This is a genomic window from Streptomyces sp. NPDC005496 (assembly GCF_042872045.1).
In the GTDB taxonomy this organism is placed as follows: Bacteria; Actinomycetota; Actinomycetes; order Streptomycetales; family Streptomycetaceae; genus Streptomyces.
On sequence record NZ_JBIAJQ010000001.1, the window covers coordinates 216205 to 237624 of the forward strand.

General features: G+C 70.7%; 38 protein-coding genes. 33 read left to right on the top strand and 5 right to left on the bottom strand.

Features of this window, described 5'->3' with window-relative positions; all coding sequences use genetic code 11:
- Positions 1-56 precede the first annotated feature (56 nt).
- From ACFYQQ_RS01030 to ACFYQQ_RS01100, 15 genes are all read left to right on the top strand, one after another.
- Entirely contained in the window at positions 57-644 is a 588-nt protein-coding gene (locus tag ACFYQQ_RS01030) for a hypothetical protein (RefSeq protein ID WP_388902761.1), read from the top strand.
- Entirely contained in the window at positions 641-853 is a 213-nt protein-coding gene (locus tag ACFYQQ_RS01035) for a hypothetical protein (protein WP_355781191.1), read from the top strand. Before ACFYQQ_RS01030 ends, ACFYQQ_RS01035 begins: the two co-directional genes overlap by 4 nt.
- 44 nt (positions 854-897) lie before the next feature.
- Complete coding sequence (locus tag ACFYQQ_RS01040) at positions 898-1446, top strand: hypothetical protein (RefSeq protein WP_355781193.1); 549 nt, start codon at positions 898-900, stop codon at positions 1444-1446.
- Positions 1443-1910 (top strand): hypothetical protein, encoded by a 468-nt coding sequence (locus ACFYQQ_RS01045; protein ID WP_355781196.1) that lies wholly within the window; start codon positions 1443-1445, stop codon positions 1908-1910. Before ACFYQQ_RS01040 ends, ACFYQQ_RS01045 begins: the two co-directional genes overlap by 4 nt.
- A 69-nt stretch (positions 1911-1979) precedes the next feature.
- Positions 1980-2948 carry a hypothetical protein gene (locus tag ACFYQQ_RS01050; RefSeq protein ID WP_355781199.1) on the top strand — a complete coding sequence of 323 codons (969 nt, stop codon included), beginning with the start codon at positions 1980-1982 and terminating at the stop codon, positions 2946-2948.
- Positions 2945-3169, top strand: coding sequence for a hypothetical protein (locus ACFYQQ_RS01055; protein WP_355781202.1), 225 nt, complete (start codon positions 2945-2947; stop codon positions 3167-3169). The genes ACFYQQ_RS01050 and ACFYQQ_RS01055 overlap by 4 nt, the downstream gene beginning before the upstream one ends.
- A gap of 35 nt (positions 3170-3204) precedes the next feature.
- Complete coding sequence (locus tag ACFYQQ_RS01060) at positions 3205-3408, top strand: hypothetical protein (RefSeq protein ID WP_355781205.1); 204 nt, start codon at positions 3205-3207, stop codon at positions 3406-3408.
- A complete protein-coding gene (locus ACFYQQ_RS01065) occupies positions 3405-3794 on the top strand; it encodes a hypothetical protein (protein ID WP_355781208.1) in 390 nt (129 codons plus the stop codon). Before ACFYQQ_RS01060 ends, ACFYQQ_RS01065 begins: the two co-directional genes overlap by 4 nt.
- The gene (locus ACFYQQ_RS01070) at positions 3791-4024 is read left to right on the top strand and encodes a hypothetical protein (RefSeq protein ID WP_355781211.1); all 234 of its coding nucleotides are present in this window, start codon (positions 3791-3793) and stop codon (positions 4022-4024) included. The genes ACFYQQ_RS01065 and ACFYQQ_RS01070 overlap by 4 nt, the downstream gene beginning before the upstream one ends.
- Positions 4021-4191 carry a hypothetical protein gene (locus ACFYQQ_RS01075; RefSeq protein ID WP_355781214.1) on the top strand — a complete coding sequence of 57 codons (171 nt, stop codon included), beginning with the start codon at positions 4021-4023 and terminating at the stop codon, positions 4189-4191. Before ACFYQQ_RS01070 ends, ACFYQQ_RS01075 begins: the two co-directional genes overlap by 4 nt.
- Entirely contained in the window at positions 4188-4715 is a 528-nt protein-coding gene (locus tag ACFYQQ_RS01080) for a DUF6085 family protein (RefSeq protein ID WP_355781217.1), read from the top strand. The genes ACFYQQ_RS01075 and ACFYQQ_RS01080 overlap by 4 nt, the downstream gene beginning before the upstream one ends.
- On the top strand, positions 4715-5152 hold the full coding sequence (locus tag ACFYQQ_RS01085; protein WP_355781220.1) for a hypothetical protein: 438 nt from the start codon (positions 4715-4717) through the stop codon (positions 5150-5152). Before ACFYQQ_RS01080 ends, ACFYQQ_RS01085 begins: the two co-directional genes overlap by 1 nt.
- Positions 5149-5373 carry a hypothetical protein gene (locus ACFYQQ_RS01090; RefSeq protein ID WP_355781222.1) on the top strand — a complete coding sequence of 75 codons (225 nt, stop codon included), beginning with the start codon at positions 5149-5151 and terminating at the stop codon, positions 5371-5373. The genes ACFYQQ_RS01085 and ACFYQQ_RS01090 overlap by 4 nt, the downstream gene beginning before the upstream one ends.
- Positions 5370-5711 (top strand): hypothetical protein, encoded by a 342-nt coding sequence (locus ACFYQQ_RS01095; protein WP_355781225.1) that lies wholly within the window; start codon positions 5370-5372, stop codon positions 5709-5711. Before ACFYQQ_RS01090 ends, ACFYQQ_RS01095 begins: the two co-directional genes overlap by 4 nt.
- A complete protein-coding gene (locus ACFYQQ_RS01100) occupies positions 5704-6306 on the top strand; it encodes a DUF6221 family protein (RefSeq protein WP_355781229.1) in 603 nt (200 codons plus the stop codon). Before ACFYQQ_RS01095 ends, ACFYQQ_RS01100 begins: the two co-directional genes overlap by 8 nt.
- Positions 6307-6448: 142 nt before the next feature.
- On the opposite strand, the gene ACFYQQ_RS01105 is transcribed toward ACFYQQ_RS01100, so the two are convergent.
- From ACFYQQ_RS01105 to ACFYQQ_RS01115, 3 genes are read right to left on the bottom strand one after another with little or no spacing between them, the layout of a single operon-like run.
- Positions 6449-6613: a hypothetical protein gene (locus tag ACFYQQ_RS01105; RefSeq protein WP_355781232.1), complete on the bottom strand. Its 165-nt coding sequence runs from the start codon at positions 6611-6613 to the stop codon at positions 6449-6451.
- 31 nt (positions 6614-6644) lie between these two features.
- Positions 6645-7085: a DUF6221 family protein gene (locus ACFYQQ_RS01110; protein WP_355781234.1), complete on the bottom strand. Its 441-nt coding sequence runs from the start codon at positions 7083-7085 to the stop codon at positions 6645-6647.
- Positions 7078-7377 carry a helix-turn-helix domain-containing protein gene (locus ACFYQQ_RS01115; protein ID WP_355781237.1) on the bottom strand — a complete coding sequence of 100 codons (300 nt, stop codon included), beginning with the start codon at positions 7375-7377 and terminating at the stop codon, positions 7078-7080. Before ACFYQQ_RS01115 ends, ACFYQQ_RS01110 begins: the two co-directional genes overlap by 8 nt.
- Positions 7378-7541: 164 nt before the next feature.
- Here ACFYQQ_RS01115 and ACFYQQ_RS01120 point away from each other — a divergent pair, with 164 nt between their 5' ends.
- The 8 genes from ACFYQQ_RS01120 to ACFYQQ_RS01155 all read left to right on the top strand — a co-directional run bounded on the left by ACFYQQ_RS01120 (position 7542) and on the right by ACFYQQ_RS01155 (position 12658).
- Positions 7542-7697: a hypothetical protein gene (locus ACFYQQ_RS01120; RefSeq protein ID WP_355781240.1), complete on the top strand. Its 156-nt coding sequence runs from the start codon at positions 7542-7544 to the stop codon at positions 7695-7697.
- Positions 7694-8026 carry a hypothetical protein gene (locus ACFYQQ_RS01125; RefSeq protein ID WP_355781242.1) on the top strand — a complete coding sequence of 111 codons (333 nt, stop codon included), beginning with the start codon at positions 7694-7696 and terminating at the stop codon, positions 8024-8026. The genes ACFYQQ_RS01120 and ACFYQQ_RS01125 overlap by 4 nt, the downstream gene beginning before the upstream one ends.
- Before the next feature lie 216 nt (positions 8027-8242).
- Entirely contained in the window at positions 8243-8461 is a 219-nt protein-coding gene (locus ACFYQQ_RS01130) for a hypothetical protein (protein WP_355781244.1), read from the top strand.
- Between the two features lie 82 nt (positions 8462-8543).
- Complete coding sequence (locus ACFYQQ_RS01135; protein WP_355781246.1) at positions 8544-8720, top strand: hypothetical protein; 177 nt, start codon at positions 8544-8546, stop codon at positions 8718-8720.
- Between the two features lie 83 nt (positions 8721-8803).
- Positions 8804-9022: a hypothetical protein gene (locus tag ACFYQQ_RS01140; RefSeq protein ID WP_355781248.1), complete on the top strand. Its 219-nt coding sequence runs from the start codon at positions 8804-8806 to the stop codon at positions 9020-9022.
- A gap of 22 nt (positions 9023-9044) precedes the next feature.
- Positions 9045-9971 (top strand): hypothetical protein, encoded by a 927-nt coding sequence (locus tag ACFYQQ_RS01145; RefSeq protein WP_355781249.1) that lies wholly within the window; start codon positions 9045-9047, stop codon positions 9969-9971.
- Between the two features lie 60 nt (positions 9972-10031).
- Positions 10032-11795 carry an FtsK/SpoIIIE domain-containing protein gene (locus tag ACFYQQ_RS01150; RefSeq protein ID WP_355781251.1) on the top strand — a complete coding sequence of 588 codons (1764 nt, stop codon included), beginning with the start codon at positions 10032-10034 and terminating at the stop codon, positions 11793-11795.
- A 299-nt stretch (positions 11796-12094) separates the two neighbouring features.
- Positions 12095-12658, top strand: coding sequence for a hypothetical protein (locus ACFYQQ_RS01155; protein WP_355781253.1), 564 nt, complete (start codon positions 12095-12097; stop codon positions 12656-12658).
- A 248-nt stretch (positions 12659-12906) separates the two neighbouring features.
- On the opposite strand, the gene ACFYQQ_RS01160 is transcribed toward ACFYQQ_RS01155, so the two are convergent.
- Complete coding sequence (locus ACFYQQ_RS01160; RefSeq protein WP_355783342.1) at positions 12907-13245, bottom strand: helix-turn-helix transcriptional regulator; 339 nt, start codon at positions 13243-13245, stop codon at positions 12907-12909.
- Positions 13242-13493, bottom strand: coding sequence for a hypothetical protein (locus ACFYQQ_RS01165; protein ID WP_355783345.1), 252 nt, complete (start codon positions 13491-13493; stop codon positions 13242-13244). Before ACFYQQ_RS01165 ends, ACFYQQ_RS01160 begins: the two co-directional genes overlap by 4 nt.
- Before the next feature lie 102 nt (positions 13494-13595).
- Between ACFYQQ_RS01165 and ACFYQQ_RS01170 the strand changes: the two genes are divergently transcribed.
- The 10 genes from ACFYQQ_RS01170 to ACFYQQ_RS01215 all read left to right on the top strand — a co-directional run bounded on the left by ACFYQQ_RS01170 (position 13596) and on the right by ACFYQQ_RS01215 (position 21411).
- Positions 13596-13985 (top strand): WYL domain-containing protein, encoded by a 390-nt coding sequence (locus tag ACFYQQ_RS01170; RefSeq protein WP_355783348.1) that lies wholly within the window; start codon positions 13596-13598, stop codon positions 13983-13985.
- 16 nt (positions 13986-14001) lie between these two features.
- Positions 14002-14175 (top strand): hypothetical protein, encoded by a 174-nt coding sequence (locus ACFYQQ_RS01175; protein ID WP_355783350.1) that lies wholly within the window; start codon positions 14002-14004, stop codon positions 14173-14175.
- A gap of 100 nt (positions 14176-14275) precedes the next feature.
- Positions 14276-14851 carry a hypothetical protein gene (locus ACFYQQ_RS01180; protein WP_355783353.1) on the top strand — a complete coding sequence of 192 codons (576 nt, stop codon included), beginning with the start codon at positions 14276-14278 and terminating at the stop codon, positions 14849-14851.
- Positions 14848-16197: a phage terminase large subunit gene (locus ACFYQQ_RS01185; protein WP_355783356.1), complete on the top strand. Its 1350-nt coding sequence runs from the start codon at positions 14848-14850 to the stop codon at positions 16195-16197. The genes ACFYQQ_RS01180 and ACFYQQ_RS01185 overlap by 4 nt, the downstream gene beginning before the upstream one ends.
- The gene (locus ACFYQQ_RS01190; protein WP_355783359.1) at positions 16194-16412 is read left to right on the top strand and encodes a hypothetical protein; all 219 of its coding nucleotides are present in this window, start codon (positions 16194-16196) and stop codon (positions 16410-16412) included. Before ACFYQQ_RS01185 ends, ACFYQQ_RS01190 begins: the two co-directional genes overlap by 4 nt.
- 190 nt (positions 16413-16602) lie before the next feature.
- On the top strand, positions 16603-18108 hold the full coding sequence (locus ACFYQQ_RS01195; protein WP_355783362.1) for a phage portal protein: 1506 nt from the start codon (positions 16603-16605) through the stop codon (positions 18106-18108).
- Entirely contained in the window at positions 18105-19121 is a 1017-nt protein-coding gene (locus ACFYQQ_RS01200) for a head maturation protease, ClpP-related (RefSeq protein WP_355783365.1), read from the top strand. The genes ACFYQQ_RS01195 and ACFYQQ_RS01200 overlap by 4 nt, the downstream gene beginning before the upstream one ends.
- An 11-nt stretch (positions 19122-19132) precedes the next feature.
- Positions 19133-20509 carry a phage major capsid protein gene (locus tag ACFYQQ_RS01205; RefSeq protein WP_355783368.1) on the top strand — a complete coding sequence of 459 codons (1377 nt, stop codon included), beginning with the start codon at positions 19133-19135 and terminating at the stop codon, positions 20507-20509.
- A gap of 96 nt (positions 20510-20605) precedes the next feature.
- Positions 20606-21046 (top strand): hypothetical protein, encoded by a 441-nt coding sequence (locus ACFYQQ_RS01210; protein ID WP_355783371.1) that lies wholly within the window; start codon positions 20606-20608, stop codon positions 21044-21046.
- 104 nt (positions 21047-21150) lie between these two features.
- Positions 21151-21411: a hypothetical protein gene (locus ACFYQQ_RS01215; protein WP_355783373.1), complete on the top strand. Its 261-nt coding sequence runs from the start codon at positions 21151-21153 to the stop codon at positions 21409-21411.
- The last annotated feature ends 9 nt before the right edge of the window (positions 21412-21420 follow it).

Genomic DNA, 21420 nt, shown 5'->3' on the forward strand with positions numbered 1-21420 from the left:
CCCTACTGACACCCACGTCAGCAACGAAACCCCGAACCAACCCCGAGGAGAACCCGATGACCTCCGACCGCCACCTCGCCCTCATGGCCCTCATGACCGAGATCAAGGACCCGGCGAAGGCGTACTACCGCAGCGTCGGCCAAGCCAGCCGCGCCTACTCGGAGAGCGCCGAGTGGGAGCGGGCCGTCGCCCGCGGGAACGCCGCCCTGGACGCGGTCGAGACCGCGGTCCGAGCGTGGGTCGCCTCGCACCCGACCGTCGAGAAGCAGCCGGCCGGTGACCCGCTCGCCTACGGGCCCACCGGCATCCAGTGCGGCTGCGGCAAGACTGCGCACTCCAACCTCGTCCCCTGCCAGCCCGAGGAGCAGCAAGGCGAGGAGCAGGCAGCCGAGTTGCTCGCCCTCGCGACCGTGCTGGAGATCCCCCGCGCCGACACCGGGATCCCGCTGCAACTCCGGCGCAGCTACGGCCACGCGGACCGGTGGGCGATCTGTGACCGTGAGGGCCGCCGCTGGCACCGCGAGAACGGGTGGGTGTACGAGGCGCAGGGCATCCGGGACGAGGCGCAGCGGGACGGGACGCGGTACACGCTCGCCGAGGCCGTGCCGCTCGCGCGCCAGCTGGCCGAAGGGGCGCAGCGATGACGGCCCGCCCGATCGGCGTCGAGGTGTCCTGCGACGGGCCCGACGAGGACACCGACTGCCCGGACAGCGCGGCGATCCCGGCCGCCTTCGTGTCGGTGACGGCCCCGCAGGTCCGCGCGGATGGCCGCCGCGCCGGGTGGACGATCCGCCGCAGGTGCGGCCGGCGCCGCGACGTGTGCCCCGCCTGCCGGAACCAGCCGACCCCGTGACCCCGCACACCGGCCGCCCGGCCACCAATCCGAAGGAGCACCCGATGACCGACCTCAGTCCCGCCTCGCAGAAGCTGCTGCGAGAACTCGCCCGACGCGACAAGGGCGATGGCGTCTCCGTCCGCTACGCCAGCCGCGGACGCTGGTACCTCGACGGCGTCAGCAGCAGCCCCTCGTTCAACACCCGCACCTTCCACCCGCTGTACGAGGCCGGTCTCGCCATTGGCTGGGACGAGCACGACGACGACGGCCCGATGCGCATCACGGAGGTCGGACGCAAGCTCGCCGAGGGATTGGAGGCGCAGGCCGCGGTCCGCGAGGCGGCGAAGAAGGCGCGCCCGAAGACCGCGGCGAGCGGCCGGACCGCGCAGCGCCTGCTTCGAGAGATCGCCAACCGTGAGCAGCCCGCGCGGGTCTATGGCGACATGCGCCGGCGCCGAGTCTGGCACCTCGACTCGCACGAAGGCTTCAGCGCGATGGCCGATACCTGGCTCGCTCTCAGCGGCGCCGACTTGATCCACATCGAGTACGGATTCGCCGGTGGCAAGCGCGTGTCGGTCACCGATGCCGGCCGAAAGCGCCTCGCTCAGTGACCACCGCCAACAGCACGGCCGGCCCGCGCGCTGATATCGCGCGGGCCAGCCGCAACCCGAAGCACACCACAACCCACCTGGAGACGACCATGCCCGACCGCCCGTACACCGACCCCCGCATCCTCGCCCTGGCCAAGGCCCGCCAGCAGATCGGCAACGAGCCCGGCGCCTTCGCCTGGGACGACCTCAATGGGATCGAGCAGGACAACGCCTGCGCGGTTGCCGCCGCCTGGCTGTCTGCCGCGGTCGCCGCCGGAATCGCCCCGCCCGCCGACCGGCCGTCCGACGACCACGCTGCGGTGTGGGTGGACGACGAGGGGTTCCTGTACGGCGAGTACCAGACCAGCCCGTCCTCGCACGGCGACGCGATCCTCCGGCTCGTCTGGGAGCCCGAGGTGTGCTCCTCGAAGCGCGAGATGGAGGAGCAGGGCGCCGAGTTCCGGCTCCTCGGCTGGAGCAAGTGACCTCCGCCTGACCCTGCCCGCCCTGTGGGGCCGTCACCGGCGGCCCCACCCCACCACCGGAGCCACACCATGACCGAGCCGTACCGCTACCTCGACGAAGACCAGTTCTGCCTGTCCGCCCGCCTCCTCCCCGACCTCAACAACGGCGGCAACACCGACACGCTGTCCATCACCATCGAGGGCAGCGACGAACCCCAGTCCGTCCACGTCCCCGCTGCCGAAGCGCCGGCGGTCGCCGCTGGGATCGTGGCCGCCGCTGGCCTCGCCGCCGAGCCGACCCCGACCGCCGTGTCCGTCGGTGCCCTCGCCCGCATCCTCCACGAGACCGCCGTGGCGACGACCCTCGGCGATGACGGCCCGGACTGGGACCAGCTCACCGGGCAGGCCATCGACCGCTACCGGACGATGGCCGGGCTCGTGATCGAACGGCTGCCGCTCGCCGCGCCCCCGCCGGCCGCCTACCAGGCCGACCTCCGCGACCGCGTTGCTGCCGCGATCTGGGCACGGACCCCCGAAGCGGAGCCGTCCCGGAACGGGCTCGTCATGGGTAACCCACACGGCATCGCCGACGCGGTGCTGGCCGCCCTCCTCGGCCCGATCCCCGCTGACATCGACACCGCGTCATGGACTGCGATCCGTGCGATCCAGCTCATGAACGAGGCCGGAGAGCAGACCGAGGCGTACCGGCTCGCCCTCTCGCAGGCCCTCGGCCTCGGCACCGGAGCGCCCTGGGATGCGATCACGGAGCGGGCCAGCGAGCTGCGCCGCCTGGCCGACGAGGCGCAGCAGCCCGAGACGCAAGCCCCTGAGCCTCCTGTGGTGTGCGAGGGCTTCGTGTGGATCGGCCAGTCCTTCGCAACCTGCGACCGCTGCGCACAGCCTGCGTGGGAGCACGCCGGACGCGACGCACCGGTCCCGGACGCTGTGCTGTTCGACACCCGCCGCACCGTCATCCCCTGGGAGCCGGGTGAGGCCGACCGCATCCGCGCCAAGTGGGCGCCCGCCACTGCACCTCAGCCCGACGGAGACCCGTCGTGATCCTCCTGTTCGACGCGATCGACACCACGATCACCCTCGCCCACGCCTTCCTGTGGTGGCTCCTGGGGCTCGCCGCGGCCGGCACTGTCCTCGTCCTCGCCGTGTGGTGCACCCTCGCCGCCGTGTGGCGCGCCATCCGACGGCGCCTCACCCGCCCCTCCTGGGCCCACAGCAGGCGCGCCGCCCGCCAGTACGCACGCAACCTCCGCAAAGCCGCCTGACACCCGTCCCGCCCGATCCCAACCAGGAGCAGCCCATGCCCGACGACCTCGACCCCGGACCCCACCTCGTCTACCGCGCCACCCGCGACAACGACATGCGCGTCCACGCCCTGGTCGACCGTGAAGCACTCACCGATCCGCGTGAACGGGCCATCTGCCGGGCGCTGCTGCTCCACGCGCTCGCGCTCCTCGAAGACACCGAACCGACCCGGCTCGTGACGATCGGCGGACCCCGATGACGACCACCCCGAAGCCCCGCGACACCGCCCGCTTCGGCGTCGGCATGCCCGCCGCCATCCACCTCAACTCCTGGGCCCGCGACCTCATCGACGCCTACGACCACGTGCCCTACCTCGTCGGCACCGCCGCCCGCATGAAGCAGTGGCGCGACGTCGACGTCCGTCTCCTGCTCCCGGACGACGAGTTCGACGCGCGCTTCCCCGGCTACGCCGCGCTCGGCCAGCTCGACCCGCTGTGGTCCCTGCTGTCCGCCGCGATCAGCGAGCACGGGAAGCTGCGGACCGGCCTGCCCATCGACTTCCAGTTCCAGCGGATGACCAACGCCAACGCCGCCTACGACGGGCCCCGTCACCCGCTCGGCTTCCGACTGGGGGTCACCGAATGATCACCATCCTCGCCGCAGTCCTCGCCCTCGCCGCCGGCTGGACCATCGGCATCTGCCACCGGCTGTTCATTCTGCCCCCACCCGGCTGCCGCTGCGAGGACGACGCCGCGTTCATGGCCCACCAGCGCGCCCGCTTCGAGGACCTGGCGGCGCAGCTCAACGAGCCGTCCCACCTCGACGCCCGCCAGTCCCCGTTCGGCTGGCTCGACAACCCGAAGGACCACCCGTGACCCGCCCGACGTCCACACCCCGGGGCGAGCACACGCCCCGCCCCGGGGCCCTGTGGGAGCAGCACCTCGTCCGCGTCGAGACCGCCATCGACGACGACAGCACCCCGCCCCGCCCGAACCGCGCCACCCGCCGCGCCCTCGCCCGCGCAACACGGAGGAAGAAGTGACCGAGCAGACCAGCACCGGACCCGAGCGGCAGGGCAGCACCAAGCGCTGCACCTGCGGCCACACCAAGCGCGACCACTCCGGCCGCCGCGACCACGAGACGAGAATCCCCGGCATCCCGCTCCGCCCGTGGTGCCACGCCTGTGAGGCGGAGTGCATCTACTGCCCGCCCGAAGCACTCAAGACCGAGGACCACCCCGCATCCACCGCGCCGCTCGCCGCTGGCCTGCCCCAAGTGCAAGGCCGCTGCCCCGCCTGCGGACGCGCATCCCTGTTCCTCGGCCACGGCGGGCACGTCACCTGCTCGATCATCGACTGCCCCAACCCCAGCGCCGCCGACGACCTGCTGCACGGCGAGCAGCCCGCCACGGCAGCGACCCAAGCAACCGACCACGACAACGAAGGCGGCCCGCCCGTCCAGTGCTGGCACACCGAAGCCGACACGCCCTGCGACTCGACCGTCTGCCGCCAACCCGAACGTCTCGCCGCGGGCGACTACGGCACCGACCCCAGGGAGCAGCACTGATGCCGAAGCACAACCTCACCGAAGGCCGACGCGCCGAGCTCTGCGAGTGGCTCACCGCCAACGGGATCACCCCCGGCGACGTCCCCATTGACGCCGACATGACCATCGACAAGGGGCCGACCGGCCGGTTCCTGCGCTGCGAGGTATTCGACCGCAGCCCGGACGGCCGCCTGCAAGCCGACGAGCGGTGCCAGAAGGCCGCCGTCGTCGTGGTCAATGTCCCGTTGCGGCACGAACCGCCGGACTGGTGGCAGCCGTACCTGAAGCCGACACGCGATCAGCTCCTGGCCGTCGTTGAGCAGGTGCGGAGGCTGCACCAGCCAGCCGGTGTGGTTGCCGCGGCTGAGGCGGGGGTTGCACCGGACTGCGCGGTGTGCGGGCCGAACGTGTGGCCGTGCCCGACGGTGCGCGCCCTCGACGGACAGGAGCAGTTGTGACCCCCGCCGAAGAACTACGCCACGCCGCGTTCCTCCTCCTCAACCCACTCCGCCAGCCCGGACTCTGCGCCGTCGTCAACCTCGACTTCACCGAGCCGCTCATCCAACTGCTGGAGACCGCGGCTGAGTACGTCCACGTCGGCGACACCCCGACGCACCCCACCCACGTCGTCCGCGCTCTCGCCGTGGCACGCGCCATCAACACGCAGGAGCAGCCGTGACCACCCTTCACCTCGTCGCCTACGCCATCACCTGGGCTGCCGCCATCGCCTCGATGACGGGGGCAGCGCTGGCGTGGCGCGCACAGCAGCAGGCCCGGAACACCCTGATCGCGTGCCGGGTCGAGCGGCGCACGTTCTCCATCCCCAGTGGGGGTGAAGTCACCGTGACCGCGCCCATGTCGCAGTCCGACTACGAGGCGCTGAAGGCGCACTTCCTGCGGCACGGGCCCGGGGTGGCGTGTCAGGCGTTCCGGCCGTCAGCCACATCGGAGGACAGCGGGCTGTGCGCCCGGTGCGGCATGTACGACTACAAGCACGTGGAGCCGTCCGGTGCCTGACCTGCATGGCTGGATCACCCAGCAGATCGACCGCCGCGAAGACCTCGCCAAGCGGGCCGCCCACTACGGCCGCCTCAACTGGCCACAACCCGCCACAGCCGTCGTCGACGTCGGCGACAGTTGGCCGATCACTACCGAGGCCGGACCGATCGCTGAGCACATCAGCGTCCACGACCCGGCCACGGTGCTGCACCGCTGCGAGGCCGACCGGAAGATCCTCAAGATCCATGCCCCACAAGGCGGCGACTGGGAACCATACGCCTGCGAAGGCTGCGGATCCGACAGCGAGTACGGAGTCCTCGTCGACCACACCAACGACTGCGAGACCCTGATCGCCCTTGCCGAGGGCTACGGCCTGACGGAGGAGCAGCGGACCGCCCTCGACCGGCCCGAGCCCGCACCCCGGCAGCAACGCATGAGCGGGTTCCTCGGCAGCGGGCTCGCCGAGGCGATGTACGGCAACCTGATCGCCCACTACATCGGCACCCAACGAGTAGAGCCGCGCCCGGAGGTGAAGGCGCTGAAGATCCTGGAGCCGGAACTGAAGAAGATCCCCGGCTACGTGCCCATCCCGAACGACCCACCACCGGCTTGACGCCCGTGCCATCCTGAACCCGGAGCCTCGCGACTCCTGCCCCGCGCCCCGCCCTCACCCCGAAGGCGGGGCGCTCGCACGTTCAGGGCAGCACAGAGCCCCCGACCCGGCATGCGGGCAGGGGGCTCAGGTGCGACGCGGGTCAGACCGAGGAGTTGAACGCGGCGACCGCGACCCGACCGACCGGGCTCGACGGCGGGCGGACGATGCGGGCGAGCGTCGAGCTCGGTGCTGCGGACGCGGCGAGCCGGACGAGCGGCACACGCGGGGCCGGGTCGGGCGGGGTGATCGTGTTGGGCTGGATCATGGTCTCGCTCTCGTTGTAGGTGGTGGCGCGCCTACGGTTTCCACTCGTTGCGGTAGCCCGGCCGGTCGGCGTAGGCCAGGGCGAACAGGCGCAGCGTCCCGTCCAGTCGGGCCGAGACGCCTGTCGTGAATGTCTCATGGTGGTCGTGAACGCCAGCGGCGAAGCGGAGCAGGTCCCGCTTGGCGTCGATCTCGCGCAGCACCCGGGCCGGATCGTGCTCGGCGATGAAGGCGGCGTCCTTCATGCCCTGCATGTTGCTCGCCGGTCCGGTACTGGCTACGGCCCCGGTGAACGGATGCGGGCCGCCATAGCCGACGAACTCCTCGCCCTGTCGCAGGTCGTATGTCTCGAACGCTTCCGGGCCGAGCCACTGCTTGCCCGGGTTGTGCCACCACGGGCCGGGCGTGGCCTCCCGCGCAATCCGCTCGTCTTCGTCGAGCTGCTCGCCGAGCCACCGCACCAGCTCATCCATCCGACGTCTCCTCCGCCCTCTTTGCGCGGTCCTTCCCCGAGCGCGAGTAGCCCGCGGTGAGGTCCTGGATTGTTGTCGGCGACACGCCCAACTCCTTCGCGATCTTCCGCACGGAGGCGTCCTCGGGGGCGAGCAGCTCCATCACCGCCTGCCGGCGAACCTCGCGCAGCGCCTTGCTGTGCTCCGGCCACTCCTTCAGCACCCTCGCCACAGCGAGCGCACGCGTCTTCGGGTCGTCGATCTCGGAGAGACCTGCGAGAGCGTCCAGCACGCGCTGCACCTCCTTCTCCATGCCCCGTCCCTTCCGTGGGCGGGTCTGCGTTGCCACTGTACGGGATATCCCGTACGCTCGGCATCAGGCAGCCCACGCTGCTCGTGAATGAGTACGGCCCCGGTCGGTGTGTGAGAGCCCGGCCGGGGCCAGCCAGATCCCCTGAGCGACCAGGAGAAATGACTGTGGAACACCGTACAGATCAGCCCGCCCCGAAGCACGACCCCCGCACCTGCAACCCGTGCAGCAGCCTCCGCCACCCCGGACTCGCCAAGCAGGGCCGCGCCCTCACCAAGCACCTCGCCGAGCACCCGCTGCCCCGACAGGCGGTAGGCGCATGATCGGCCACAGCGACATCGCGCGCCTCGCCGAGTACGAACGCCGCGCCGCGCAGCAGGCCGAAGCCAAGGCATGGCCCGAGGGCGTCATCGCCCGCTACCTCACCGTCGGCGGCGCCACCGTCGACATCACGTACTCCACCAAGAGTGGATTGCTGACGAACGCCTGTACTGGTTGCAGCATCGCCGAGCACACCAACACCAACGGCGCCGTCACCGACTCGCCGGAGGAGGAGCAGGCCCGCGTTGAGGAGTGTCTGCCCATTGCCCGCCGCTGGGCCCAGGAGCACGCCGAGACCTGCCGCGCCCTGCCCCGCCCGGCGGTGACGTGATGGGCGAGCACTTCTGGTACGGCCTCGGCATCATCGCCAGCTTCTCCACCGCAGTCTTCGCCGTCGTCTGGATCACCAGCCACTAACCCCCTGATCGGCCGCCCTCTCGCGCACCCCGTTCCCCCACGGCCGCGAGAGGGCGGTCCCCGCCCCGGCATCCCGCCGCGAGGGCGCCGGTTCGAAGCCGGCCCGGGGCGCTTGGGACACCGACCCGCGGTGCCCCCCACCTGGAAGGACTACGCCATGTTCGGCAAGAGCAAGCGCACGGCCGCAAGCACCCCCACTGCACCGTCCGACCAGTACCGCCTCAAGTCCAACGGCCGACGGGTCACCCTCCTCGGGCACCTCGGCAACGGTGACGTCCGTATCGCCATGGACAGCGGCCACGTCACACGGGACGACATCGTCAGCGCCCGCGACATCACCCCCGCCTGAACCTCCCAGTCCGCCACCGCGTCGGTTCGAAGCCAGCCCAGGGCACGCACCGCCACCCGCCACCGAATCGAAGGAGCAACCCATGTTCGGACGTAAGGCCGCCGAGAAGCTCGACAACACCGCCGCCGCCCTCCACAAGGTCGGCGGGAAGGCCGGGGAGCGCCGTCGCCAACGCCGTCATCGCCCCCGTCCGCCGCCAGATCGACACCGACTGCACCCGCTGCGCGAACGGCAAGTGCAAGAAGCACTGACCCGCTGACCGGTAGCCCTCGGTCCGCGTCTCGCACGCGGGCCCTGGAGATCCGGCCAGCCCACACCACCCAACTCGCCCCGGAGACCGACATGCCGAAGTGCGCATGGATCCTCATCGCCGCCCTCGCCCTGATCCTCCACCACGCCATCGGTATCGCCGCGACCATCGCGTTCGCGTTCGACGTCCTCGCCTGGATTGCCGCCACCCCGGCCGCCCTCATCGCCGTCGCCGCACTCGCCGCATGGCATCTCCTCAACGCCCACGCCCCACACACCCGCCGCCGCGCCCCCGCCACCGCCCGCGCCTGATCCCAGCCCGGAGACGACCGCCATGCGTACCCCCTTCAGCCGGCCCACCCGCACCATCGCCGAGAACGTCAACGGCGTCCCCGTCGAGTACGACGTCCCCGACACCACCCCCGTCATCCGGCTCCCCTTCAACCTCGACGCCGCACTACGCCGCGCCCTCTTCACCTTCGCCGTCCTCATGACGATCGGCGCGATCATCTGGGGCACCGTCGCCATCGGCGGCATGCTCACCCGCATCGCCCCGCCGTGGGCCGCCTACCTCGTCGCCGGAGCCTTCGACGCCGGATGGGCCGCGTGCCTGATCGCCGAGTGGATCCTCCGCCACGACAGCACCCGCGCCACCGTCCCCCGCCGCGCCGGGATCGCCATGCTCGCCGTGTCGATGGCCGCGATCTGCGCCCACGGCTCCCTGTCCGGCTCGTGGGGCTGGATCGTCGGGATCGTCGGCGCGCTCGTCTCCGCCGCCGCGAAAGGCGTGTGGGCGATCGGCATGCACACCATCCGCATCAAGCTCGACCCGAAGTACGAGGCGTACCTGCGCACCCTGCAACAGCAGGCCGGCACGGAGCAGGCCCTCGCCCTCGGCGAACGGGACCGGCTCCTGACCCGTAACCGCACTGTGAACCTCAAGCTCGCCCTGGAGGCGCAGCGCGGCAACCAGACCACCGTGGACCAGCTCACGGACCGCACCGAGTCCACCCCGGTCCAGGCCCCTGACCAGGACGTAGACCAGTTCGAGACCGCGCCCGAACCGGTCACGGTCCAGCCCCTGGCCCAGCCCGCAGCCCGTCCGGCCCAGCCCGAGGACCAGGTCAACGAACTGCTGCGCCGCCTCAAGCTCGGCGAGCGGATCACCAAGCCGAAGGCCGCGGAGATCCTCGGCGTCCCCGAGTCCACCGCCTACCGGCGCCTGACCGCCGCGCAGGCGCTGCTGAACCAGTACCGCTGACCCGTCCGCCCGGCCCCCGCCCTCGCGTGGGGGCCGCCGCATCTTCGCCACGGAGCACCAGTGAAGATCACCCGCACCGACGTCCTCGCCGCGCTCACCGTGCCCAGCCTCGTATCCGGCGCAGCCCTGGCAGCAGACTGGCAGTACGGCACCACCGCGGCCGCAGCGGAGTTCGCCACGGCCCTGGCCGCCGGCAGCCTGTCGCTCAGCTCGTTCTCGAAGAAGTGGAGCCCCGCCCTGTCCTGGTCCGCGGGCGCGGCATCGGGGCTGCTGTGGCAGGCGTGGGTGACCGGAGCTGTCGGAGGCGGAGCCATCGCGTACGCGTGGCTCGCCGCAGTAGGTGCGAGCGCTGCCGCGCGGGGCGTGTACCGGCACCACACCCGCCACGACCAGATCAAGGTGGAGCAGGAGTCCGTGAAGCTCCAGACCGGACTGGTCCGCTTGCAGATGGCCCACCACACCCTGGTCCAGAAGACCACGCCCGAACCGGTCCAGGCCGGGCCGGACCTCACCGGGCGGACCGTGGAAGAGACCAGGCTGCGGACCGTGGTCCACGAACTGTTCGGGGTGGAACTGCCGGGCTGCACCGTGGAACGGACCAGTACCGGATGGACCGCAGTCCTCGACCTGCCGGTCTCTCTGGACCGGGCCAGGCTCCGGGCCGCGTGGCCCAAGGTCGCCTCCGGGATGGGCGTGGCCGGGGAGTTCGCCCTCGACGACGGCGCCCTGTCGAACCAGCTCGTGGCCCGGTTCATCGACGGTGACCCGCTCACCGCTGTGGTCCCGTACGCGCGGCCCACGCCCGGGGCCCGGTTCACGGAGCCGGTCCTCCTCGGCGTGGACCGGTTCCTGAACCCGGTCTGGCTCGACCTGGCCTACAACCACACCCTCGTCGCGGGCTCATCGAAGTTCGGGAAGTCCACCCTGGTCCGGTCCATCGCGGTCCAGCTCGCGGACCGTCCCGACACCGTGCTGTACGGCATCGACCTGAAGCCGGGCGCACCCGAACTCACGCCGATGCTGCCGATCCTGCAAGACCTCGCCACCACACCAGAGCAAGCCCACGCCCTCCTCGACTGGCTGCGCCAGGAACTCGACGAGCGCGGCGAGATCCTCGCCCGCTTCGGCGACCAGGAATGGGACCCCGAGAAGCACGGCCGGCCCGCGATCTGGGTCATCGAGGACGAGCTCGCCGAGCTGGTCCGCCAGGGCGACGGCGGCCGGTGGAAGAAGAACCCCGCGTCGAAGAAACAGGAGTCGCTGCTCGCCCTGATGCGGTTCGCCGGCATGCACTTCCTGTCCGCAACGCAGCAGCCGTCCAGGAAGGTGTTCGGGGGTACTACGGACGCGCGCGGGAACTACGCCAACAGGCTCTCGACCAGGATGAACGACGCGGACCACCGCCGGTTCATCTTCGGGAACACCCCTGGCTGGGAGCCTGGGAAGTTGGACCAGCCGGGGAAGTTCCTGCTCCAGTCCCCGGTCCATCAGGTGCCGGCCCCGTACAAGGGGATGTGGCTGACCGGCGGCGAGTTCCGCGCCGAAGTCGCTCGGATCGGGGCGACGACGGTCCGGGCGCCCGTCGGGAAGCGGCTGATCCTGCCGGCCGCCGGGACCAGCAACCAGGAGCGGGTGCGGAACGCGCTGGCGAAGTACGGGAACTGCACCCGCCGGGAGTTGGAGCAGGCGACGGGGCTCGGGGAGAAGCAGGTCCTCGATGCTGCGCGGGCGCTGCGGCCGGATGTGGAGCGGTGCGAGGACACCGGGACGTGGCGGATCGTGCCGCAGGCCGCGTGGGAGGCGCAGGCCGTGGCTACGCCGTAAACGTGCAGGTCATGGCCGTGGTTGGCGGGTCGGTTAGGGGGTCGGGTGGTGGGCTGCGCGAGGTCGGCGGGGCGTGTTCGGGCGGGCGGTGATCCGACGGGCCGTCCGACCCGGTTCTGCCGCTGCGGGAACAGGCCGCCTGCCACACTGGAGGCTGCGCGTCGGGTAGCGCCCGGCACCCCACCCCCGTTGCGAGAGCCCCACCGGTCACCCCGTCCGGTGGGGCTCTCGCCGTTCCCAGGGCGCGCCGTCGGCGCCAGCCGCTACGATCCGCCCACCATCACGTCCTTGGGGGGACCATGAGCACCACACCGCCACCGCCCGAATTCCCGCCGCCCGCATCGCCCGAGCCGCCGGCACCGGCGAAGAGGAACCGCACGCACGCGATCATCATCGGGTCCGCTGCCGCCGTGATCGCCGCGGTCATCGCTACCGGCATCGTCGTCGTGCAGTCTGGAGACGACAGCGACAGCAAGCCGGCCGCCACAAGGAAGTCGAGCGCGAAGGCCGATGACGGCTTCGTGTCCGAGGCGACGGAGGAAGCGGAACCGACGTACGCCGACGTCACGGCGGACGACTTCACAATGAAGCTGAAGACGAAGGAGAAGCAATGCTTCGGGTCGGCGGGCTGCAACCTGACGGTGGAGCCGGACCTGGCGTACGACGGGGTCGAGGACATTGATCCGGCCGCGACGTATGAGATCACGTACGAGATCCGTGGCGGGGATTCGGGGCCGGTCATTGAGACGGCGGAGCTGTCGGACGAGACGACGCTGAACTACACGCCGACGGTGATCAGTACGACGTCGTCGAGTGCGAAGCTGACGGTGGAAATCACGGACGTGACCGAGCAGGGGACGTGACGTCGGGGCGTTCCGTCACCCGTTCGAGTGAATGACTCCCCAGAGGCCTAGGCGTACGGTCGAGGCCTGAGCAGTCGAGGGGGCTCTACGCGACCGCAGACCGCGTAGCGGGAAAGCCGCGCTGCGACGGCCTCCCGACTTCGACTGCACACGGCGGCGTCCTGGGCACTTCCCAAGGGTGTTGGGCGCCGCCACCAACGAAGGCTCCGCCCGTTCCACCCGGGCGGGGCCTTCGTCATGCGGCGGGCTCAGGCCCCGAGTGCGGGCAGCCCGCTGGTGTCGCACTCCATGCAGCGGAAGCCCGCCGGTGGCGCGCCGTGGCAGGTATCGCAGTCGGCGGGTGGCCGGAGTAGCTCCCCGCTGCCGACGTCGAAGACGGCCGCCAGGGCGACGAGGTCGTCTACGTCGATGTGCCGCTCACCGGCGTCGATGGCGCTGAGGTTGAGGGCGGGGATGATGCGGCCCGCGCTGGCGAGGCGTTCCTCCAGCTCGCGGTATGACCAGCGGTGTTGCTCGCGGAGCCGTCGGACGTTGCGCCGCGCGTTGTGGCCGGCGGGGCCGAGTGGGCTCCTCGCCGTCGCGCTCACGTGGCCGGCTCCTTCTTCGGTCGGCCGCCCTTGCGTGCGCGGCGCTCGGCCAGCTCCTGTTCGGCTGCTGCGAGTTCGGCGCGTTCGTGGTCGTTGCCGTGCTGCTCGATGAAGGTGCGGACGTGGTCGACGAGGTCGGCGCTGCGGTCGACTCCGGCGCGTGCTGCGGCTGTTCCGTAGGCGTCCCACATGCGGCGTGGGATGCGGAATCGGGTGGCGTAGGTGTGGTCTGTCGGGTCGGCTGCCATGCGTTCTATGTTCCCACACGGATTTCTTCGCGTCACCCCTTGTGTGGGTACACGGTTTCTGATTACTGTGTACCCACAAGGAAACGAACGAGGGGGCCACCGATGAAGCACACGGCGAACGAGACCAGCACCACCACCCTCACCCGACTCATCAAGGCCCTCGACAACCACCACCCCGTCACCATCACCTACACCAAGGCCGACGGCACCGAGACCATCCGCACCATCGAGATCGCCGACATCCTCGTCACCGCAGCCGGCGACATCGTCCTCCGCGCCGCCGACCGCGACACCCAGGAGATGCGCAGCTTCCGCCTCGACCGCATCCAGACCTACACGGTCCACCGCACCACCTACACGGTCGCCCGCCCGGCCGCCGACGAGCCGAAGTCCCGCCCCGCACACGGCCTTGCCACCGTCACCGTGCTGTACCCCGTCAACTGCCCCGCCACCGCCCGCGTCCAGCTCCTCGCCGACGCGCTCGCCGCCTAACCCGAAGGAACACGCCATGGCCCACACCATCCGCTGCGCCCACGACGACTGCGACGAGTACTCCCTGCGCGCCTCGTTCCGGCCCACCACACGCGAGAAGGAGGCCGCCGACCACCGCCGCTCCCTCGCCGGGGACGGCTGGAGCGACGTCGAAGGCCGGGACTACTGCCCCAACCACAGCCCCAGTTAGACCATCACCCGGTCACGCACAGCAGAGAGCCCGGTCCGCCACCTGGACCGGGCTCCCTGCTGCGCACCATCACCTTGCACACCCTCGTTACCATCAGACCATGGATACCGGTAACGAGCCACCCGTACCGGCCGAGCCACCCGCCACGGAGCCCGGCCCGGACCGCCGCGCACCCGGCGAACGCGACCACAGCACCGACGCCCGCAACGCCCGCGGCAACTTCGTCGCGACCGGCGCCGCCGACCAAAGGGCCGCCGCCGCAGCCCGCATGAAGGCCGAGAACCCCCGCCTGACGTACCAGCAGATCGCCGACGCCGTCGGCTACAGCAACAAAGGCGACGCCTGGCGCGCCATCGACAAGTGCCGCAAGGCCGTACTCCAGCAGGCCGGCGCTGAACTCGTCGCATCCGAAGCCAGGCTCCTCGATGACCAGTTCGTCGCCGCGATGGAGATCCTGGAGCGGGACCACGTCGTCGTCTCTCACGGCCGGGTCGTCACCGGGGAGGACGGCAAGCCGCTCCTCGACGACGGGCCGAAGCTGGCCGCGCTGCGGGAGATGCGGGCCGTGCGGGAGTCGTACCGCAAGCTGTACGGGGCTGACGCCGCGCAGAAGATCAGCGTCGACGGGGCCGTGCGCTACGAGGTCGTCGGAGTCGACCCGACGGATCTCACGTGACGACCGCTCTCGACCGCGACACCGTCGTCCGTTACGAGCCCCGCGGCGCCGCCCGCGACCTGTTCAAGACCCGGGACAGCGAAGTCGTCATGGCGGGCCCGGCCGGCACCGGCAAGAGCCTCGCCGCACTGTTCCGCGTCCACCTGGCCGCGCTCCACAACCCCGGCATCCGCTGCCTCATCGCCCGCAAGACCGCGGTGTCGCTCGGCTCGACGACGCTGGTGACGTACGAGAAGAAGGTCGCCGCGGACGCGATGGCGCGCGGCATCGTCACCTGGTTCGGCGGGTCGGCGCGCGAAGCGGCCTGCTACCGGTACACCAACGGCTCCGTCATCGTCGTGGGTGGCCTCGACAAGCCGGAGAAGATCCTCTCCGCCGAGTACGACCTGGTGTTCGTCGACGAGGCGACCGAGCTGACGGAGACGGACTGGGAGACCATCGGGACCCGCCTGCGTAACGGCGTGCTGTCGTGGCAGCAGCAGATCGCCGCGTGCAACCCGGCCCACCCGACGCACTGGATCAAGCAGCGGGCCGAGCGCGGGCAGATGCGGATGCTGGTCTCCCGCCACGTCGACAACCCCGCCTACGTGCGCGCGGACGGCACGTTCACGGAGAAGGGCCGCGACTACTTCGCGAAGCTCGACGCGCTCACTGGGGTCCGCAAGCTCCGCTTCAAGGACGGTATTTGGGCGGCCGCGGAGGGCCTGATCTACGAGGCGTGGGACGAGGCCCTGCACGTGATCGAGCCTTTCAAGATCCCTCACGAGTGGACGCGGTGGATGGCCGTGGACTTCGGCTACACGAACCCCATGGTGATGCAGTCGTGGGCGGAGGACGGCGACGGCCGCCTGTTCCTCTACCGGGAGACCTACCGGACGCAGCGCCTCGTTGAGGACCACGCGCGGACCGCGCTGTCGCTGATGCGGTACCCGTCCGGGCAGTGGCGTGAGCCGCAGCCTCGCGCGGTGATCTGCGACCACGACGCGGAGGACCGGGCCACGCTGGAGAAGCACCTGGGGCTGGGCACGGTCGCGGCGAAGAAGACGGTGTCCGACGGGATCCAGGCGGTGCAGTCCCGGCTGAAGGTCCAGGAGGACGGCCGGCCGCGGTTGTTCATCGTGCGGGGCGCGCTCGCGGAGCGCGATGGCGCGCTTGGTGAGCGGTCGCTGCCGACGTGCACGGCCGAGGAAGTCGCGGGCTACGTGTGGGCGGTGAAGCCCGGGACGGGCGGGGCGGGGCTGAAGGAGCAGCCGCTGAAGGAGAACGATCACGGGCTGGACGCCCTGCGGTACATGGTCGCGGAGCGGGATCTGGGCGGGCGACCGCAGATGAGGTGGGTGGGATGACGATGGATCCGTTGCTGGTCAGGTCCGGGGACACGCTGGTTGTGGCCCTTGCGCACGCGGAAACCGAGGCGACCTTGCGGGAGTTCACGAGCCGCTTGAAGGAGGCGCTGCCCGGCATTCGAGTGGTGGTCCTGGAAGGCGTTGCCGGGTTGGCCGCGTTCCGGCCCGGTCCTCCTGAGACGCCAGCCGTGGGGCGAGACGGCGGCACAGTATGAGGAGCCTTCGCGCGAACCCCAAGAAGCTGAAAGATTTGCGGCCAGCGACCATGTTGACAGGAGGATTTACACTCATCTCAGCAGGAGCGTGGAATATCTTCGGCACAGGCGTAGGCCTGATCGTCGGTGGATGCCTCACGTGCGTCCTGCAATGGGTGCTCGACAGCGACTGACGTGAAGGGGGTGCCGAGTGGGCAGAACCCTCTTCGGCTCCCTCGGCAAAGCCGCCGCCACCTTCAGCAACCGCGCCCCCATCGCCCTCGCCTCCACAGCCGGCCGCGCCGGGCTCTCCTCCCTCTTCGTCCGCCCCGCCGGACAAGAGGCGCAGATGCGCGCCATGGGCAGCGTCGGCACCCTCTTCGCGATCGTCGAACGGATCACCACCGCCTACTCGCAGGTGGAGTGGCACCTCTACCGGTCGGCGAAGTCGGGCCGCCCCGAGGACCGCGTTGAGGTCACCTCGCATGCGGCGCTCGACCTGTGGCAGCAGCCCAACAGCTTCATGACCGGGCCGATGTGGCGCGAGGCCACCCAGCAGCACGAGGAACTGACCGGGGAGCAGTGGTGGGTGATCTCCCGCCACGAGCGGAGCAGCATCCCGCTGGAGTTGTGGTTCGCCCGCCCCGACCGCATGACCCCGATCCCGGACCGCGACGACTTCCTGTCCGGGTACGTGTACTCGTCGCCGACCGGCGAGCAGGTCCCCCTCGGTGTCGACGACGTCATCATGCTGCGCCGCCCCAACCCGCTCGACCCGTACCGCGGGTGGGGGCCTGTGCAGACGATCCTCGCCGACCTCGACTCCAGCCGCGCCAGCGCCGAGTGGAACGCGAACTTCTTCCGCAACTCGGCGCAGCCCGGCGGCATCGTTGAGGTCGAGAAGAGGCTGTCCGACGAGGAGTTCAACGAGTTCCGCGACCGGTGGAACGAGCAGCACAAGGGCGTCGCCAACGCGCACCGCATCGCCGTCCTGGAGAACGGGCTGAAGTGGCAGGACCGCTCTTTCTCGATGACGGACATGCAGTTCGTCGAGCTCCGCGACGTCACCCGCGAGATCATCCGCGAGGCGTTCGGGTTCCCGAAGCCGATGCTGGGCACGGTCGATGACGCGAACCGGGCCAACATGGAAGCCGCGGAGGACATCTTCGCGAAGTGGCTGGTGCGCACCCGCCTGCGCCGTACCCGCCAGGCCCTGAACACGCGGCTCCTGCCCATGTACGGATCGCTCGGTGAGGGCCTGGAGTTCGACTTCGACGACCCGGTCACCGGTGACGTCGAGATGGAAGCCAAGCAGCTCACCGCGCAGTCCAACGCTGCGGCCGCCCTAGTGACGGCCGGCTTCGACCCGGCGGGCGTCCTGAGTGCGGTCGGCCTGCCGGAGATCGCATTCCGCGGCGCCCCGGCCGCCGGGCGTGCCCTGCCGCCGGCGCCTGCCGACTCCTGGGCGGACGACCTCGCCGGGCTCCTCGGCCCCGAGGTGGAAGCAGCGATGCGGTGGGAGGCCGTCGCCGTCATCGACGACGACACCTGCGACCCGTGCCGTGAGAACGACGGCCAGGTGTACCGCAACCGGCGGGCCGCCTACGCGGACTACCCGGGCGGCAAGGGCTACAAGCACTGCGTCGGCGCCGAGTACGGCAACGAGTGCCGCTGCCACGTGGTGAAGCGCCGGAAGACGACGGAGGACGACGAATGACGCTGATCAAGGCTGTCGCCCGGCCCGAGCGTCTGACCGCTCGCGCGCAGGTTCGGGATGCCTCCCGGTCCTGGTGCGAGATCCGCAACGCCGACTCGCCTGACGAGGCGGAGATGCTGATCTACGACGAGATCGGCGGCTGGTGGGGAAACACCCCGGAGTCCGTCATCGACGAGCTGCGGCAGGTGACGGCACCGAACCTCCGCGTGCGCATCAACAGCCCCGGCGGCAGCGTCTTCGACGGCGTCGCGATCGCCAACGCGATCCGCCTGCACCCCGCGAACGTGACCGTGCAGATCGACGGGATTGCCGCTTCGATCGCCTCCGTCATTGCGATGGCCGGGGACCGGGTCGTCATGACCCCGCAGTCGCAGATGATGATCCACGACGCGTCCGGGCTCTGCTACGGCAACGCCGCCGAGATGGAAGAGATGGCGGAGCTGCTCGACCTCCAGTCCGACAACGTGGCCGACGCCTACGCCGAGCGCGCGGGCGGGACCCGCGAGGAGTGGCGGGCCCGCATGCAGGCGGAGACCTGGTACCTCGCGGCTGAGGCGGTCGAGGCGGGCCTGGCCGACGAGGTGCTTCCCGCGCGGAAGCAGGCCGAGGAGCCGGAGCCAGTCCTGGCCAACAGCTGGGACCTGAGCGTGTTCCGGTACGCGGGCCGCGAGCAGGCACCCGACCCGCAGCCCGTCGCGGCAACGCCCGTGCTGACGGCCTCGGTCGCTGAGGGGCTGAGCGCGGAGACCGTGGCGAAGCTCCTCGCGCTCGCCGAGTCTGCGCCCGAGCCGGCCACCCCGGCCGAGCCGGAGCCCGCACCCGAGCCCGAGGTCGAGCCCGCCCCGGCCGAGCCGGAAGCCCCCGCCGACCCCACACCCGACCCCGAGCCGGCCCCCGACGACTGGGCAGCCGACGTCGCCCACCTCACCACCGCCCCGGCCGACGACTGGGCGGCCGACCTCTCCCATCTTGTCGACCCCGACTCGTCGTCCAGCGCGGCGACGTCTGCCTGAAGGAGGCACCAGTGGCAACACCCATCAAGACTGTCCCGCGCAACAGCGACGAGCTGGCGGAGATGCTCGCCGACCCGGCCAAGCGCAAGGAGATCTTCGCGTCCGCGGAGACCACCCAGAAGTTCATGGACGACTACGCCCAGGCTCAGCAGGGCGAAGGCACCGACATGAACCGGCAGATCCGCGAGGAGACGCAGCGCCAGTTCGCCGAGATGCTCCGCGACAACGGCATCGACGCGAAGGAGAAGGACGCGGCCCGCGCGATCCGCCGCCTGAACCTCGACCCGCAGGCCAAGCGCGGCGGGGCGAACATGCTCACCTCGCACCGGCAGGGCACCGCCTACAACGCGGACGCCCCGGGCGCCGCTGTCGACGCGCACTTCGCCAACGGCATCGAGTACATCCGCAACATCTGGCACAAGAACACGAGCCCCGACGCGGAGAAGCTCGACGCGCTCCGCAACGCCGCGGGCTCGGTGTCGCCGGCGGACGGCGGGTTCCTCGTCCCGGAGACGCTCCGCGCGAACCTGATGGAGCTGGCGCTGGAGGAGTCGGTCGTGCGGCCGCTCGCGACGGTCGTTCCGATGGAGTCGGCGCGGGTTCCGTTCCCGATGATCGACTCGACGACGAACTCCGGTTCCGTGTTCGGCGGCATGATCGCGTACTGGGGTGAGGAAGGCGCAGCCCTCCAGGACGCCAACCCGAAGTTCGGCCGGGTCACCCTCGACGCGAAGAAGCTCACTGGCCTCTCCGCTGTCCCGAACGAGCTGCTCCAGGACTCCCCGATCTCGTTCGCGGCGCTGCTGGAGCGGCTGTGGCCGCAGGCCCTCGCATTCGAGGAGGACGCGAAGTTCATGGCCGGGTCCGGCACCGGGGAGCCCCTCGGCTTCCGCGGCTCCGGCAACCCCGCCGCCGTCACCACGACCCGCACCACGGCCAGCACCATCAAGTACGACGACGTCGTCAACATGTACGCCCGGATGCTGCCGTCGTCGCTGTCGCGCGCGGTGTGGACGTGCTCGCCGGACGCCCTGCCCGCGCTGCTGAAGATGTCCCTCACCGTCGGCACCGGCGGCAACAGCGTCTTCGTCGTCAACGCCACCGGCCCCGTGCCGATGTCCATCTTCGGCCGCCCGCTGATCATCACCGAGAAGGGCGGCACCCTCGGCGCCCGCGGCGACCTCGCGTTCACCGACCTGTCGTACTACCTCGTCGGCGACCGCCAGACCATGACCGCCGACTCCTCGACGGACTACAACTTCGGCTCCGACAAGACCACGTTCCGCATCATCCAGCGCGTCGACGGCCGCCCGTGGCTCCAGTCCGCCATCACCCCCCAGAACGGCAGCAGCAACACCCTGTCGCCGTTCGTCGAGCTCGCCGCATAACCCGCTCGGCCGCCGCCGGCATTCACACCCCGGCGGCGGCTTCCACCGGGCCGGCAGTGTCGCCCCGGCACGACCCCCAGACGAGAGGAACACCCCATGTCTCAGAAGGCACTTGGCCGACTGATCAACGTCACGCCCGCGGCCGACGGCGTGTGGATCGCGCTGAAGGGCGCGGCGGCCGGCGTCACGTTCTCCTGCTTCCTCACCGGCGCGGCAGGCGACACGTACACGCTCCAGGAGGCGAAGGACTCCTCCGGCACCGGCGCGCAGAACCTCGCGATCATCACCGAGTACCACACGAACACCGGCAACGGCTCCGACGCGTGGACCCGCCGCACGCAGGCCGCCGCCGCCACGATGGTCACCGCGGCCGCGGCGACTCAGAACGCTGCCGTCCTGGAGGTCGAGGGCACGTCGCTGTCCGACACCTACAAGTACGTGAAGCTCACGTCGACTGGCGCCGGAGCGGTCACCGCGATCACCCGCGACCTCACCGCCGGGCGCGCCCCGGCCAACCTGCCCGCGACGGGCGCCTGATGGCTCTCCTGGTCTGCACCGGCTGCACCACCCGCTATGCGGTCGGTGCCCCCCGGTGCCCCCAGTGCCAAGGAACCGAGTACGTCGAGGAAGGAGCAGACGACATGCCGAAGGTCACCGTTCACGGCGGCGCCTCCAATGCGGCCGCCGAAGAGGCGGAGAGGAGTGAGGAGTCATCGGCTGGGAGCAGCTCGCAGACATCCTCCGAGAAGCCGGAGAACTCGCCCGAGCCGAGCGCTCCGAACCGCCAGCAGCGTGCCCGCGGTGCGGGGAGCCGCTCGAAGCAGGACCCCACGGAGGAGGAGTCCTCCACTGCCGGTTCGACGGCTACCAGTGGCCCCAAGACGGCCGCTGCTGAGAAGTAGCACCAGGAA